We start from the raw sequence: 15,253 nt of genomic DNA on the forward strand, positions 1-15,253 counted from the left end.
GAAATGCCCAGGAATTTATTGAAGAAGCAACAATTCTTAAAAAAGAAATTTTAGAAGAGTTTGCATCAGTAGAACCAGGTTTTCAGATCAATATTGAAAACTCTACTTCTTCTGACAAAGCTATTTCAGAAGCAGATTCTAAAAAGGTAATCCTTACATTAAAAGCTCTTCACAACGGAGTTTACAGAATGAGTCCGGATGTAGCTGATCTTGTAGAAGCATCCAACAACGTGGCAAGAGTTGAATTGAAAGGAGGTGAGCTTAAAATCTTGAACCTTACAAGATCTTCTGTAGATTCATCAAAATATTCTACAGCAGAACAATTAAAATCTGTAGCAGAATTAGCTGGAATGAACGTAGTATTCAGTGGTTCTTACCCAGGATGGAAACCAAAACCAGGTTCTGAAATCGTACAGCTAATGGAGAAAATCTATACTGAGAAGTTCAATGAAAAACCTCATGTAGTAGCTTGTCATGCTGGTTTAGAATGTGGTATCATCGGTGCTAACTATCCTGAAATGGAAATGGTAAGTTTTGGACCAACCATCAGAGGAGCACACTCACCTGATGAAAAAGCCAACATTCCTTCTGCTCAAAAGTTCTGGAGCTTCTTAAAGGATATTTTGGCAAATATTCCTCAGAAATAGAACATTAAAATAAGTATATTAAATATCCAAAGTCTCATGATTTTGGATATTTTTAATTTAAACCATTAAGGTATTGTAAGCAGTTAAGGTTATTAAGAATCCGCAAGCGGATTGAAAAAGCATCCCGCTTAAGAATATCCCGGATATTTTCTTACCTTCACTTAATCACTTAAAATATCTTAATGGTTCCAAAAACATTTCAATATGAAAAGTATTACCGTATTCTGTGGCTCAAGTTTCGGGTCGGACAAAATTTATGAAGAACAAGCTTTCTTGCTTGGCCAAACATTAGCTAGACAAAACATACAATTAGTTTATGGAGGTTCACAAACAGGTTTAATGGGAACTATTGCCAACGGAGCTCTGAGTGAAAACGGAAAAGTAACCGGAGTACTTCCACAATTCTTACAAGCCAAAGAGATCGCTCACAAGAATCTGACAGAACTTATTCTGGTACAAACGATGCATGAAAGAAAAACAAAAATGAATGAGCTCTGTGAGGGTGTCATTGTTCTTCCGGGTGGCTATGGAACATTGGAAGAATTTTTTGAAATGATCACCTGGTCACAGTTGGGTCTTCATAAAAAGCCAATCGGTGTTCTCAATATTGATGGTTTTTATGATGACTTGATTAAACTTGTTCAAAATATGGTTGATAAAGGTTTTTTAAAACAAGTCAACAGAGATATGATGTTAATCAGTAATAATATTGATGAACTGCTTGAAAAGATGAAAAATTATCAGGCCCCTACAGTTGGAAAATGGATTTCTAAAGAGGAAGTTTAATCATAAAAACAAAGAATATTATAAAAGTATTCCCTGTTTTTATGAGTATATTAATATATGTGAAACTTAAGTTTTAGTACATTTGTAATGATTATTTTCTCACGATTAAAAGAAATAAAGCCATGAAAAACGTATTGCTAACAAGCTGTCTATTAATAAGCCAAATCACATTGGCTCAATATAATTATCCTAAAACACCTGAGAAACCTGTAACAGATGATTACTTTGGGACCAAAATCACTGATAATTACCAATGGTTGGAGGACCTTAAAAGCCCTGAGGTACAAATGTGGTTTAAAGCCCAGTCCGATTACAGCCATAGCATCATTGATAAAATCCCCAATCGTGATGCACTTTACAAACGTATGAAACAGGTTCAGGAAATGGGTGGTGATTCTTACGACTATGCAAGACAAAGAGGAAATCTTTATTTCTATACTAAAACAAAAAAGAACGAAAAACTCTCAAAACTTTATACAAGGGACATAACTACAGGAAAGGAAAGTTTACTTTTTGATCCTGAAACATATAAAAAAGATGCACAAATTACTAACTTCACTGTAGATTCAAAAGGAAATAAAATAGCTCTGCTATTCTCAAAATCCGGCGGTGAAATTTGTGAACTTAAGATTTTAGATGTCAAAACAGGGAAACTCCTTGAGGATATATTAAACCCTTTATGGAGTGAATTTGGATTTGAGTTCACTTCGGATAACAATTCCATCATATATACCCGAATGAGTACAGGAGATCCGAACAGCAATATGCTTCTAAAAGATATGAAAGCAATGCTCCATCATATTGGAACAAGTGCTGATAAAGATATAGTTCTGGCTTCAAAAGAAGGCAATCCCGAGCTCAACATGCTGATCGAGCAATTTCCTATGATTGAATTTTCTGATGATCTTAATTATATCCTGCTCAATCTTGGTTCCACCAAATCAGAAAGCCCTCAGTTCTATGCCCCTTATTCCGCATTAATGGATAAAAAAATCACCTGGAAACAAATCGTAAAAGCTTCACATGATATCACTCAGACATTTATTACAGGAGATCAGTTATTTTTCCTTACCCATAAAAATGCACCCAATTACAAAATAGGAGTAACAAGCCTATCCAACCCGGATTTTGATCATGCTAAAATTATTGTTCCCGAAAGCAATTCTGTAATTACATCTATTCATAGCTCTAAAAATTATTTATTCTATTCATTAAGCAATGGAATCAACCAGGATAAATATCAGATTGATCTTAAAACATTGGCCATAAAAAAGATATCTTTACCTGGTGGGATCAACAATACCAATGCTCTTAATGCCCGTGAAAATGATAATCTGCAAGGCTATAACAGCAATTGGCTCACTCCCGGCACCTTTTACGATTATCAACCTGAAAATGGTAAAGCTGTAAAAAGCAAATATTTCAATGGGGATAGTAAGTATCCTGATTATAATACATTGTACGAAGTAAAAGAAGTCGAAGTAAAAAGTCATGACGGAACCATGGTTCCTCTTTCTATTATTTATCCCAAAAACATAAAAATGGACGGCAGTACTCCAGCTTATATCACTGGATACGGCGGTTATGGAATATCTAACAAACCTCGTTTTTCCAATAGATTATCAGTATTGCTTGAGCAAGGAGTAATAGTCGCAGTAGCTCATGTAAGAGGAGGAGGCGAGAAAGGAGACAATTGGCACAAAGATGGAATGAAAGCTAAAAAACCGAATACCTGGAAAGATTTCATCGCATGCTCCGAATATCTTGTGAACCAAAAATACACTTCTCCTTCGAAACTCATTGGTAATGGAGCAAGTATGGGAGGTGTTCTGATCGGAAGAGCCATCACAGAAAGACCTGATTTATACGGAGTTGCCATCGCAGAAGTAGGAATGACCAATGTTCTTCGTTCTCAAAACTCAGCGAATGGTGCCAACCAGATTCCTGAAGTCGGAAATTTAAAAGATGCTGAAGATATCAAATCTCTTATTGAAATGGACACGCAAAGTAAAGTAAAAAAAGGTGTAAAATATCCGGCTGTTATTGTCAGTACCGGAATGAACGATTCCAGAATTACACCATGGGAGCCTGCGAAATTTGCAGCAACCTTACAAAATAGTACATCTTCCGGAAAACCTGTTTTATTATATGTTAATTATGAAAATGGGCATTTTACAAGTGACCTGGATGTAACTTTCCGTGAATACTCAGATGTATTTGCTTTTGCATTGTGGCAAGTGGGGCATCCGAAATTTCAACCTGTAAAGAAGTAAATAATATACTATAAAAAATTATTTTAAAAATACATGAACGACTATATTTATCATTATACTTCTATCGAAACACTTGCACTAATCTTAAAAAATAAAAAAATAAGATTTAATAGCTTAAAAAATGTTGATGATATAAATGAAACACAATTTTCTGATGAAAATGATGTAAATCTTTCTTCACATACCCTAATTTCTTGTTGGACAAATAACGAAGAAGAAAATCTTGCATTTTGGAATATGTATACACCTAATATGAAAGGGGTTAGGATTAAAATTTCTAAAAACATGTTTCAGGAATACAGCTTTAATACAGAATATGTCTCTAATATTCAAAATAGCTTAATCACAAACTCTTTAGTTCCAAAAAATGAATGCTTTAATTCTAATTACTGGATTGTCCCATTTAGTAAAAATTTCTTAGAAGTAATTTACACTGATCAAGAAGATCTTTTGAAGCCGCAAATCCTTAAAATAGAAAACGAGAATTTTACAGTAAAAATTGGAGAAATCGGAAAATATAAATCTAAAATTTGGGAATTTCAAAAAGAAGTCAGATTTACATTATTTATTTTGCCAACAAGTGACACAAATGGTAATAAAATTCATCCTCTAAATGATTTTCAAAAAATAATGTTCAATAAAATCCCTTGCCCAATTGAGAACTATTTTATTGACATAAAAAATGAAGCATTTAAAAACATGGAAGTTACTTTGGGTCCTAAATGTACCTTCTCAGAAGAAATAATTGTTGAAGCGTTATTAGAGAAATATAACCCTACAGCAAAAATATCCAAAAATAAATTCCAAGGTTTAATAAGATAAAAATAGTTTTAAAACAAAGCCCGTTCGAGAAAAACTCAAACGGGCTTTATATTAAGATTAAAAAATATTTTCTAAGGATAAGGAGCTATTTCCACTTCAAGTCCTTCCATTTCATCTGCAATATGCAACTGGCAACCCAATCTGCTGTTATCTTTCACATGGAAAGCTTCTGCCAACATCGCATCTTCTTCATCTCCCATTGGCTCTAAACCCGGATCATTGATTACATAAACCTGGCATGAAGCACACATTGCCATTCCTCCACATACACCAATAGTACCTTCTTCTGCTAATTCATAGGAGCGGATGATTTCCATTAAGTTCATGGACATATCCGTAGGTGCTATAACATCGTGCGTTACACCTTCTCTGTCGGTGATTTTAATATTAATATCTGACATAATTCTGCAAAATTAGTCAATTTTTTTCACAACAGCCTTCTCTGCTTCTTTACGGCTTCCGTCGAATCCGTCTACTCCACTTACTGTTGTATATTTTAATACGAATTTTTTACCAGGATTTAATCTGTTGTAAACACTTTGACACATCAAAGTAGCCTCGTGGAAACCACACAGAATTAATTTCAATTTTCCAGGGTATGTATTAATATCTCCGATTGCATAAACACCATCAATGTTCGTTTGGTAATCAAGAGCATTATTAACAACGATCGCATTTTTTTCAATATTCAATCCCCAGTTTCCGATATCACCCAATTTTGGAGTCAATCCGAATAAAGGAATAAAGTAATCTGTTTCAATATCGTAAGCCTCTTCTCCATCTTTTTCAACAGTGATCGCTTCTACTTTTCCATCACCTTTAATGGCAGTAACTTCAGCAGGCGTAATCAATTTGATTTTCCCTTGGTTTTTCAGATCCTGAACTTTTTCTACAGAATCCAAAGCACCTCTGAATTCATTTCTTCTGTGGATCAAAGTAACTTCACTGGCTACATTGGCAAGAAAAATACTCCAGTCTAATGCAGAGTCTCCTCCACCGGCAATTACTACTCTTTTATTTCTGAAATGCTCAGGTTCTTTTACAAAATATTCAAGACCTTTTTCTTCGTAGTCAGCTATATTTTCAATGGTGGGCTTTCTAGGCTCGAAAGTACCTAATCCCCCGGCAATGGCAATAGCTTTTGCTCTGTGAACTGTTCCTTTATTAGTAACCACTTCAAACCATTCGTCATCAACTTTATTTAAAGTAACTGCTGTTTCTCCTAAAGTGAAGCCAGGCTGGAATTGTTTGATTTGCTCCATTAAATTATCCACCAATTCTCCAGCATTTACTGAAGGATACCCCGGAATATCAAAAATAGGTTTCTTAGGATAAAGTTCTGCCAATTGCCCTCCCGGCTGTGGAAGTGCATCTATAATGTGGCACTTCATTTTTAAAAGACCAGCTTCAAAAACTGCAAAAAGTCCTGTAGGTCCTGCACCTATGATCAATATATCAGTGGTTATCATAATATTTTAGATAATTTAATTATACATGTAACTGCAAATTTACTAATTTTAATGCGAAGCATATTTAATTGATTCTAATTAAAAACCTGAGATTTGTCAAATACCTATCAATTAAGATTTTAAATTTGGCAATGTTTTTGTAAATGTCATATTATGAAGAAAATTTTAAACCTTATTGCAATATTTATTTTTGTACTAAGCTCTGCTCAGCTAAGCAATATTGCAGACGGTGAATCAATCACATTCAGAATCCATTATGGCTTCCTGAATGCCGGAACCGCTAATCTTACCACCCAAAAAACCAATTACAAAGGAGTCCCTCACTTGTATGCAAAAGGTACAGGAGAAACGACGGGTGCCGTAAAGGCGTTCTTTAAAGTGGAGGATGTATATGAAAGTTTCATCAATATGGAAACCGGGCTTCCAAGTTTTTACGTAAGAAATGTACGTGAAGGAAGTTACCGTCAGCATTTTGAAACGGTCTTCAACCATGATAGTACCTCGTTAATATTAACAGACAAAAAAACGCCTGCGAATGGCTCCAAAGTGATAAAATCAGTAAAAGGAGTTCAGGATATGCTTTCGTCTTTTTATTATTTAAGAAGCAAAAGTCCTGATGAATTGAAAGTGGGAACCATTATCAATATGAATGTATGGATTGACGATGAAATGTTTCCTTTTCAGCTCAAAGTAGTAGGAACGGAGGATCTGAAGACTAAATTTGGGACCATCAACTGTCTTAAAATTATCCCATCCGTAAAAAGCGGAAGGGTCTTTAAAGAAAAAGAAGGAGTAACGATGTGGGTTTCCAATGATGTGAATCACATTCCAATGTTGCTAAAAGCTGAATTGGCCGTAGGATCATTGAAAGCCAGTATAGATGATATTAAAAACGTGAAATATCCTTTAAAGTTTAACAAGTAACGATATAAATTTAAAATAAAAGAGACCATTAAAAAGGTCTCTTTTATTTTATCCAGACACCGTTAAAATCTATACGCTGCGCCTGCTTGTAAAATACCTTTCATCCCAACATTAGATTCTACAAAAATGCTTAATGCCCCTCCGTATTTCAATCCGATAGGCACTACATTAAAACCTAACCCCGAATCTGTATTTTTGTTCTCTTTTTTATCTTTATCTACATAAGTCGTATTCATAAAATTCATTCCAATACTACCTCCCGAATACAAGCCTAATTTTCCTTTATTTAACCAGAAATAATCAACTCTTGGAAGGATGGAGATCATATTTTGTTTTGAAATAGATTCTGTTTTATCATAGAATTCGCTGGTAAAGTCTACCCCATAACGCCATTTCATATCCTTGTTGTATATCATTACTCCTACTGCTGCAACACCATTACTTGAAGGTGTTTTTGTATCTGTTATAGCGCCCACAATTGAACTTGCAAAATCGTGAGCAACTCCATATACGGAAGGAATACCATAACTTGCTGAGACTTCTATTTTTTGAGCATTAAGAGCTACTCCTGCTCCCATTATTAAAATTGGAAATAATACCTTCTTCATTATAAAACCTGTTTTTTCTACAAATATAGATTTACTGCTAATATTCTACCCACACATTAAAGTTTTCTAATGCAAAACTAATTTAACATTAGAAAAGAAATTAAAATGATAAATAGCTGTAATAATTTTCAAATCTGAATTGTCTTATTTATAGAAGCGGCAATGAGGCTGCAATGTCAATACTAAGGTTCGGATACCTGGCGTACTGAACTAAAGTAGGAGCATAAGAAACAGACACGTGTAAATTTTCAATAAGATCAGTTTTTAGTTACGTTTTGTTTCTTAGGTCAGTAATTAAAAACAAAAACCTCCGGAATTCCGGAGGTTTGATTTTTTATAGTGTTTTAAATTGTTCTAATGTTCTGATATCATTTTCGAAGAACATTCTGATATCACTCATCTGGTAAAGAAGCATCGTAATTCTTTCAATACCCATTCCGAATGCATATCCTGAATATTTCTCCGAATCAATATTTACGTTTTTCAATACGGCAGGATCTACCATTCCACAGCCCATAATTTCCAACCAACCGGTTCCTTTTGTGATTCTGTAATCTGTTTCAGAGTTCAATCCCCAATATACATCAATCTCTGCACTTGGCTCAGTGAATGGGAAATAAGAGGGTCTCATTCTGATTTTAGACTTCCCGAAAAGTTCAGTTGTAAAGAATTGAATGGTTTGCTTTAAATCTGCGAAGCTTACATTCTCATCAATATATAATCCTTCAATCTGATGGAAAATACAGTGAGAACGTGAAGAAATTGCTTCATTTCTGAATACTCTTCCCGGAGATAAAATCCTGATTGGCGGCTGATTTTCTTCCATATAACGAGTTTGTACAGAAGAAGTATGTGTTCTTAAAAGAATATCCGGATTCTGCTCAATAAAGAAAGTATCCTGCATATCTCTTGCCGGGTGATATTCCGGAAGGTTCAATGCGGTAAAGTTATGCCAGTCGTCTTCAATCTCAGGACCGTCTGCTACTGCAAAACCAATAGATTTGAAGATTTCAATAATTCTGTTTTTTACCAGGTTGATCGGATGTCTTGATCCCAGTTCCAATGGAAACGCAGGTCTTGTAAGATCTTCTTTTTCTAAAACAATAGAAGATGCAGAAGCGTTTTTCAAATCTTCTAATTTCACAGCAACTGCCTGCTTCAAAGTATTGATTTTCTGTCCAAATTCTTTCTTCTGGTCATTAGGTACTTCTTTAAATTTTTCAAAAAAATCATTCAGAACTCCTTTTTTACCGTTATACTTAATTCGGAAGTTTTCGATATCTTCTTTAGAGGTAGCATTGAAGCCGTTTACTTCGATCAGTAATTCTTCTATCTTTTCTATCATTATTTTACCCTTTCAAAATGTTTTGCAAAAATACGACTTTTAAGTTTAATAATGAATCTGTCATAAAAAAATCTGCCTCTTTTTCGGGAGGCAGACTTCAATCACTTATTTCACTTAAATAAAAAAATTATTTCTTTTCTAAAGCTTTAACGTTGATCTGAAGAGTTACCTCATCTTTAATCACACCGTTTTCAGCAGGAGCCTGGAACTTTACTCCAAACTCTTCTCTCTTGATATCTTTCGGCTCAGTAGCTACACTTACTTCTCCTTCTTTCACAGAAACATTAGCTTTGAACTGAACTGGTTTTGTAATTCCTTTAATAGTTAAATTTCCATCTAAAAGCGTGTTGTAATCTCCTTCTGTAGCAGGAGTAACTTTTGTAATTTCGTAAGAAGCAGTCGGGAATTTTTCCACTTCAAAGAAATCACCACTCTTAAGGTGTCCATTTAATTTTCCTAAATCTTCCGGGCTGTCTTTCAAATCCACAGAAGTAAGAGAATTCATATCAGCAACGAATTTACCGCTTTCCAGTTTTCCATCTTTCACTGTAACATCTCCACTTTCAAATTTAATGGTTCCAAAGTGGCTCGTATTTTCAGATTTAAATACTTTGTATCCTTTCCATTCAACTTTACTGTTTAGCGTATCCAAAGTGTACTGGCTACCATCTTTAGTAGTTGTCACCTCATTACTTTCGCTCGTAAGTGGTTTGTCTTTTTTACAAGAAACCACTACTGCAGCAACGAATAACGCAGGAATAGCTAACGAAAACAGTTTTTTTCTCATTTTTGATTTATTTTTATTACTCCCGCTAATATAATAAAAAAAATTATGTTTTTATAAAAACCTTACATTTGTAATATGCTATTAGAAATAAACAATTTATTTTTCTCTCATACTAAAGATAAACCCTTGTTTCAGAACCTTAATTTAAGGTTTGAAGAAGGCCGAATCATTGCTCTTGCCGGAGAAAGCGGATGCGGAAAATCAACACTTCTAAGTTTGATATATGGACTTCTTGATTGGGAAAGTGGTGAAATTATCTTTAATGGGACCCGACTTTTAGGTCCTAAAGGAAATCTTGTACCAGGAGAGGCAGAAATGAAGTTCGTTGCACAGAATTTTGATCTGATGCCTTATGCAACCGTTGCTGAAAATGTTGGTAAATTTATTTCAAATATCAATTTAAGTCAGAAAAAAGAAACCGTGATGGAGCTTCTTGAAGTAGTAGGACTTCAGGAGTTCGCCAATGTGCTTCCTAAATATTTAAGCGGCGGACAACAACAAAGAGTTGCCATCGCCAGAGCTCTTTCCGTATTACCCAAACTGCTTATTTTAGATGAACCATTTAGCAATCTTGATTTTCCGAGAAAAATTGAACTTCGCGAAAGACTTTTCAGATATGTAAAACAGCATGGGATTTCCCTGATCATTTCTACCCACGAACTTCAGGATATTATGCCATGGCTGGATCAGATTGTGATTCTTCAGGATGGAAGATTAATTCAGAATGACAGTCCGGAACAGACTTATAAGCATCCTTATAATTCTTATGTTGCTAAACTTTTTGGAGAGGTAAATATTTTTAGTGAATCCGAAGCTACAAACTTTCAACTGCCTAAATTTTCTTATTACCCGAAAGAAATCAAAGTTACTGAAAATGGTCATCAAGCAGAAGTTCTGGAAAGCCGATTTGCAGGAAACTACTACTGGAATAAGATTAGAGTGAAAAATAAAGACCTGGTAGTCTATACCGACGAAAAACTTAATGGAATAATCTCAGTTTCATTTATTTAAATGTTTAAGCTAAATGGGCAATATGTAATTTGAAAATAAAAGCTGTTACCCTAAAGTTAATTTTTTTAATCTTATCAGTATCTAAAACCGTTCACCTAGGTTAGATTTCGAAGGGTTACAAGCTGCGTCCTTAGTTTCCTCAGCCTATTTTACAAAAACATAACTCAAACATTATCTTACACTTATCAACAATTTGTGGATAAAAAAAATACAAACATAAGAATCTGTCTTGAAACTTTTTCTTACATTTGTATTTCCACAGCATAAGGAAATTTTTGGTTAATTCTCTTTCTGCCTTCCAGACGGACATTAGCAATCTTGCAATTAAGTCTTTTGAAAGATTACACTGTCCAATTTTTTCCTTTTTTTATGCATTTAGGGCAAATAGAATTACTTTTATGCCTTCTTTACAAATTCTGATTTTAAAGCCATCGCTCCAAAACCATCAATTTTACAATCAATATTGTGATCACTTCCTGGTCTTAAACGGATGTTCTTCACTTTTGTTCCCGCCTTCACTGGTTTTGGTGCTCCTTTTACAGGAAGATCTTTAACGACAACTACAGAATCTCCATCCTGAAGTTCATTTCCGTTTGAATCAAAAATTTTTCCTTCGTTAGCAGCTTCAGAAGCGGCATCTTCAGGGTTCCATTCGTAGAAACACTGAGAACATACCATCATATTATCGCTCGGGTAAGTAAACTCAGAGCTACATTTCGGACAAAGTATTGTATCACTCATATTTTTAATTTTTGCAAAGGTAGGGCTTTTTGGAGGTTGAAGTCAAGAGATAAAGATCAGTATAGCAGATAATAAGCGGGTATTATTTTTACACCAATAAGTGAATTAAGCAAAATTAATTAAGCTATATGTAAAGAAAATAAAGGATATAGATAAACATGTACATTTTATTTGTAAAGATTTTTCATTTAAGTAAAAAAAGGAGTTCATTCATCTTTGAATTAAAATCCTTCATCATCGAATAAAAAAATGGGAATTTTAAGAAAATTCTTTACAAATCCACCCTTAATTTTTTTCTATTATTTAAAAAATTAACAATACAACGAATTATTCTATTACCAGTAATTTTACCTTAATCAATAACATTAAACTTTAAACGCTAATGCTTGCAATGCTTGTTGATTAACTTTATAATTTTGTTCGTAAAATATAAATGGTATAAAATTCATAAATGTTACGCCCCAGCTATTCACTCTAAAACACTCCTACTCTTCTACTCTACAACCCTCTCACCCTTCAACTCTCCAACTCAATTCTCAACTCTCAATTAAAAGTCGTACTTTTGCAGATTCAAAACAGCGAAGCAAATTTATGGAACTTATTCACAGAAACTTAGCGATCGGAATTCACGATGCTTTACAAGAAACATTTTTCGAGAAAAATAAATACGCTGATAAGGTAATCGAAAGACTTTTAAAAGCTAATAAAAAATGGGGAAGCCAGGACAGAGCCGTTGTTTCTGAGATTTTCTACAATATTATCCGTTGGAAGAAGCGTCTTGAGTATTATATGGGTGAAGGGGTAAAACCTAATAACATTTATAAACTTATCATCGCCTATCTTCTTTGGAGCAAAACCAATTATAAAAAGTTTGAGGAGTTTGACGGAATCAAAATCGCAGATATCCTTACCAAGCTTAAAAAGAACACTGTACCTACCAAAGCAATTGAACATTCTATCCCTGATTGGTTGGCAGAAACATTAGAAAAGGAATTAGGGGATAACTGGGAAAAAGAAATGACTGCTTTAAATGAGCAGGCACCTACAGTTTTAAGAACCAATTCTTTAAAAACGACAACAAAAGAGCTTATTTCTGATCTTTCTGACGAAGGTGTTGTTTCCTATCCTATCAAGAATTATCCTGATGCAGTGCAATTGGAAGAGAAGAAAAACGTTTTCCTTACAACAGCTTTTAAAGAAGGACTATTTGAAGTTCAGGATGCCTCTTCACAAAAGATCGGTTATTTCCTTGACGTAAAAGAAGGCCAAAGAGTTGTGGATGCCTGTGCTGGTGCAGGAGGAAAAACACTTCACTTAGCAGCATTAATGAAAAATAAAGGTCAGATTGTCGCTTTAGATATTTTTGAATGGAAACTGGCTGAATTAAAACGTCGTGCAAAAAGAGCCGGAGCTCACAATATTGAAACCCGTATGATCTCTGATAACAAAGTGATCAAACGTCTTCATGAAAAAGCAGACAGATTATTGATTGATGCGCCGTGTTCAGGTCTTGGAGTTTTGAAAAGAAATCCGGATAGTAAATGGAAAATTGACCAGGACTTTATCGACAGAATTAAAAAGGAACAACAACAGATCCTTCAGGACTATTCTAAAATGCTTAAAAAAGGTGGGAAAATGGTATACGCTACATGTTCTATCCTTCCCTCTGAAAACAATAAGCAGGTAGAAGAATTCTTAAAGAACAATCCTGGATACAAAATGATCAAAGATGAAAAAGTAATGCCTAGTGAAGGCTACGATGGATTCTATATGGCATTGATTGAGAGAATATCTTAATCACGACCTAATAAAAAAATAGGTGACTATATACAATTTTACACCACTGTCATTCTGACGAAGGAAGAATCTTATAATTGGGCTTAGATTCTTCATTTCACTTCGTTACATTCAGAATGACAAGTTCTTAATAATAAAATAACCGCATTAGTGTAAAATTGTATATAATTACCAAAAAATGTATACAACTACCCTTTTCTAAGGGTAGTTTTTTGTTTCTATATTCAAATCTTATGAATTGATTTGTAACATTTTTCACACATTGTCTACTTATTATATAGATTATAGCCGTTTTGAAACCATAGAAAGTTGGGATAACTTTGCGGCAAACTCATATATGACTATGCGCAAAAAATTTACATTTAGCTTTCTTAGTGTCTTTTTATTTTGTCTGGTTTCTGCCCAGACTTACGAAATCCAATACACCAGTTCTTCTAACGGAAAAGTGTTGTCTGATCAGCCTTCTACTATTGTGTGGGCCAATGAAAAAGAAACCTTCATTCTAAACAATACCATCAAAGAACAAAAAAGTAGATATCCTTTTGAGATTACAAAGGTTGAAAAACCTTCCAATACTATTGTTTCATATGCTTTTTTAAAATCCGGAGAAATCATTTCTACTGCTGATACAGAATCTGTAGGAAAACAGAATTTTGAGTTGACCAATGAAACCAAAAAAATTCTGGGATACAATTGCAAAAAAGCAATTACCAAAATCAATTCCAACACAATTGAAGTCTGGTACACAAATGATTTAAAATTTCAGGGCGGACCATCTGTCTTGGGCCAAAACCTAGGATTTGTATTGGAAGTAGAGAGGAATAAAAATTCGTTAATCACAGCCAATTCCATCAAGAAAATTAAAAATACAGGAATTGAAAACATCATAAAAGGTTCTATACAATCTACAGATCAATTAGGCTACAAAGACCTTCTTTGGAAAAGCCGTTTTACAACATTGAAAGTTTTTGAAAATGAAACTATCAATTTCTCGGATGCTGCAAAATCAGATGATCAGATAAAACGATATGCCAATGGAACCATCATTCTTAAAAAGATAAAATTTCCAGCTATTACGGAAGGAGAAAATATTTTTGTAGAATTGAAGCAACAATCAAATGGAGATGCCTATGACAGAACAGGAACCGTATTTTTTATTCCTCAAGATAAAGAGAAGTCTTTTTTTGACGGTTTAGAAAAAGGAGCCAAAACACTTCCTGTTTTTGAAAATGGAAACGGAAAACAATATTATGGAATAACTTCTACGGAAAATTATAACCCAGCAATGGAAATGATGAGATTCTTTACTCCTTTTGGAATCCAACAATTTAATCATATCCAGCTTAAAGGTAAAACCTGGCAAACTATCAATCCCTACCGACAAGATATTACGGAATTAAAACCCTCTTTATCGGGTAAAGAACTTTGGGTGGGAACTTTTATCGGCAACTATGATAAAGGCGGACACAAAGTAAGCCTTGAAATTACGATTCACAAAAGTGATCAGGCAGTTTATAAAAACAATACTGCAATTCCTCTATTCAACTCTTTGAATATTATGGAAATGGCAGGACAGGATTACTCAACCATGTTCAATCAGGACAAAGGGCTTCTTGTTGATTTCACTTTAAAGAAAGATTTGAAGAATGCTCAACTAAGATATACAACTACAGGACATGGAGGTTGGGAAAACGGCGATGAGTTTGTTCCTAAAGCCAACACTATTTTTATGGATGGAAAATCCGTATTCTCTTTCATACCATGGAGAACAGATTGCGGATCTTACCGTCTGTATAATCCTGCTTCTGGAAATTTTCAGGATGGCCTTTCTTCCTCTGACCTCAGCAGATCAAACTGGTGTCCGGGAACTGTGACGAATCCTAACTTCATTCCTCTTGGAGATTTAAAGGCAGGAAAACATACTATTCAAATCAAAATTCCACAAGGTCCTACCGAAGGTACAAGTTTCAGCTCATGGAATGTTTCAGGAACTTTACTAGGGGTAGAATAAAAACAAAACCTTCTTGCATGAGAATTGCAAGA

Annotated in this window: 13 protein-coding genes and 1 pseudogene; 8 read left to right on the forward strand and 6 right to left on the reverse strand. The window is 34.3% G+C overall.

All coding sequences use genetic code 11. The features are described 5' to 3' along the window. From CW752_RS12880 to CW752_RS12895, 4 genes and pseudogenes are all read left to right on the forward strand, one after another. A pseudogene (locus tag CW752_RS12880) lies at window positions 1-647 on the forward strand (M20/M25/M40 family metallo-hydrolase); the annotation flags it as partial. Between the two features lie 204 nt (window positions 648-851). Further along, window positions 852-1,433 carry a TIGR00730 family Rossman fold protein gene (locus tag CW752_RS12885; RefSeq protein WP_101240121.1) on the forward strand — a complete coding sequence of 194 codons (582 nt, stop codon included), beginning with the start codon at window positions 852-854 and terminating at the stop codon, window positions 1,431-1,433. A gap of 122 nt (window positions 1,434-1,555) precedes the next feature. Then, entirely contained in the window at window positions 1,556-3,706 is a 2,151-nt protein-coding gene (locus CW752_RS12890) for a prolyl oligopeptidase family serine peptidase (RefSeq protein WP_101240122.1), read from the forward strand. A 33-nt stretch (window positions 3,707-3,739) separates the two neighbouring features. Then, complete coding sequence (locus tag CW752_RS12895) at window positions 3,740-4,528, forward strand: DUF2971 domain-containing protein (RefSeq protein ID WP_101240123.1); 789 nt, start codon at window positions 3,740-3,742, stop codon at window positions 4,526-4,528. A 71-nt stretch (window positions 4,529-4,599) separates the two neighbouring features. Here CW752_RS12895 and CW752_RS12900 read toward each other — a convergent pair whose 3' ends face one another. Then, the gene (locus CW752_RS12900) at window positions 4,600-4,929 is read right to left on the reverse strand and encodes a 2Fe-2S iron-sulfur cluster-binding protein (RefSeq protein ID WP_027373871.1); all 330 of its coding nucleotides are present in this window, start codon (window positions 4,927-4,929) and stop codon (window positions 4,600-4,602) included. Between the two features lie 12 nt (window positions 4,930-4,941). Continuing rightward, window positions 4,942-5,997: an NAD(P)/FAD-dependent oxidoreductase gene (locus CW752_RS12905; RefSeq protein ID WP_101240124.1), complete on the reverse strand. Its 1,056-nt coding sequence runs from the start codon at window positions 5,995-5,997 to the stop codon at window positions 4,942-4,944. A gap of 153 nt (window positions 5,998-6,150) precedes the next feature. Here CW752_RS12905 and CW752_RS12910 point away from each other — a divergent pair, with 153 nt between their 5' ends. Next, complete coding sequence (locus tag CW752_RS12910) at window positions 6,151-6,921, forward strand: DUF3108 domain-containing protein (protein WP_101240125.1); 771 nt, start codon at window positions 6,151-6,153, stop codon at window positions 6,919-6,921. A gap of 62 nt (window positions 6,922-6,983) precedes the next feature. On the opposite strand, the gene CW752_RS12915 is transcribed toward CW752_RS12910, so the two are convergent. The 3 genes from CW752_RS12915 to CW752_RS12925 form a co-directional block, all read right to left on the reverse strand. Then, window positions 6,984-7,529 carry a hypothetical protein gene (locus tag CW752_RS12915; RefSeq protein ID WP_101240126.1) on the reverse strand — a complete coding sequence of 182 codons (546 nt, stop codon included), beginning with the start codon at window positions 7,527-7,529 and terminating at the stop codon, window positions 6,984-6,986. A gap of 334 nt (window positions 7,530-7,863) precedes the next feature. Further along, the gene (gene pheS / locus CW752_RS12920) at window positions 7,864-8,874 is read right to left on the reverse strand and encodes a phenylalanine--tRNA ligase subunit alpha (RefSeq protein ID WP_101240127.1); all 1,011 of its coding nucleotides are present in this window, start codon (window positions 8,872-8,874) and stop codon (window positions 7,864-7,866) included. Between the two features lie 127 nt (window positions 8,875-9,001). Then, entirely contained in the window at window positions 9,002-9,661 is a 660-nt protein-coding gene (locus CW752_RS12925) for a YceI family protein (RefSeq protein WP_101240128.1), read from the reverse strand. 75 nt (window positions 9,662-9,736) lie between these two features. Between CW752_RS12925 and CW752_RS12930 the strand changes: the two genes are divergently transcribed. Next, window positions 9,737-10,672 (forward strand): sulfate/molybdate ABC transporter ATP-binding protein, encoded by a 936-nt coding sequence (locus CW752_RS12930; RefSeq protein WP_101240129.1) that lies wholly within the window; start codon window positions 9,737-9,739, stop codon window positions 10,670-10,672. Between the two features lie 396 nt (window positions 10,673-11,068). Here CW752_RS12930 and CW752_RS12935 read toward each other — a convergent pair whose 3' ends face one another. Next, the gene (locus CW752_RS12935; RefSeq protein ID WP_101240130.1) at window positions 11,069-11,413 is read right to left on the reverse strand and encodes a zinc ribbon domain-containing protein YjdM; all 345 of its coding nucleotides are present in this window, start codon (window positions 11,411-11,413) and stop codon (window positions 11,069-11,071) included. A gap of 591 nt (window positions 11,414-12,004) precedes the next feature. Here CW752_RS12935 and CW752_RS12940 point away from each other — a divergent pair. Further along, the gene (locus CW752_RS12940; RefSeq protein ID WP_101240131.1) at window positions 12,005-13,210 is read left to right on the forward strand and encodes an RsmB/NOP family class I SAM-dependent RNA methyltransferase; all 1,206 of its coding nucleotides are present in this window, start codon (window positions 12,005-12,007) and stop codon (window positions 13,208-13,210) included. A gap of 343 nt (window positions 13,211-13,553) precedes the next feature. Continuing rightward, the gene (locus CW752_RS12945) at window positions 13,554-15,221 is read left to right on the forward strand and encodes a GLPGLI family protein (RefSeq protein ID WP_101240132.1); all 1,668 of its coding nucleotides are present in this window, start codon (window positions 13,554-13,556) and stop codon (window positions 15,219-15,221) included. Window positions 15,222-15,253: the final 32 nt, after the last annotated feature.

The organism is Chryseobacterium sp. PMSZPI (assembly GCF_002835665.1).
Lineage (GTDB): Bacteria > Bacteroidota > Bacteroidia > Flavobacteriales > Weeksellaceae > Chryseobacterium.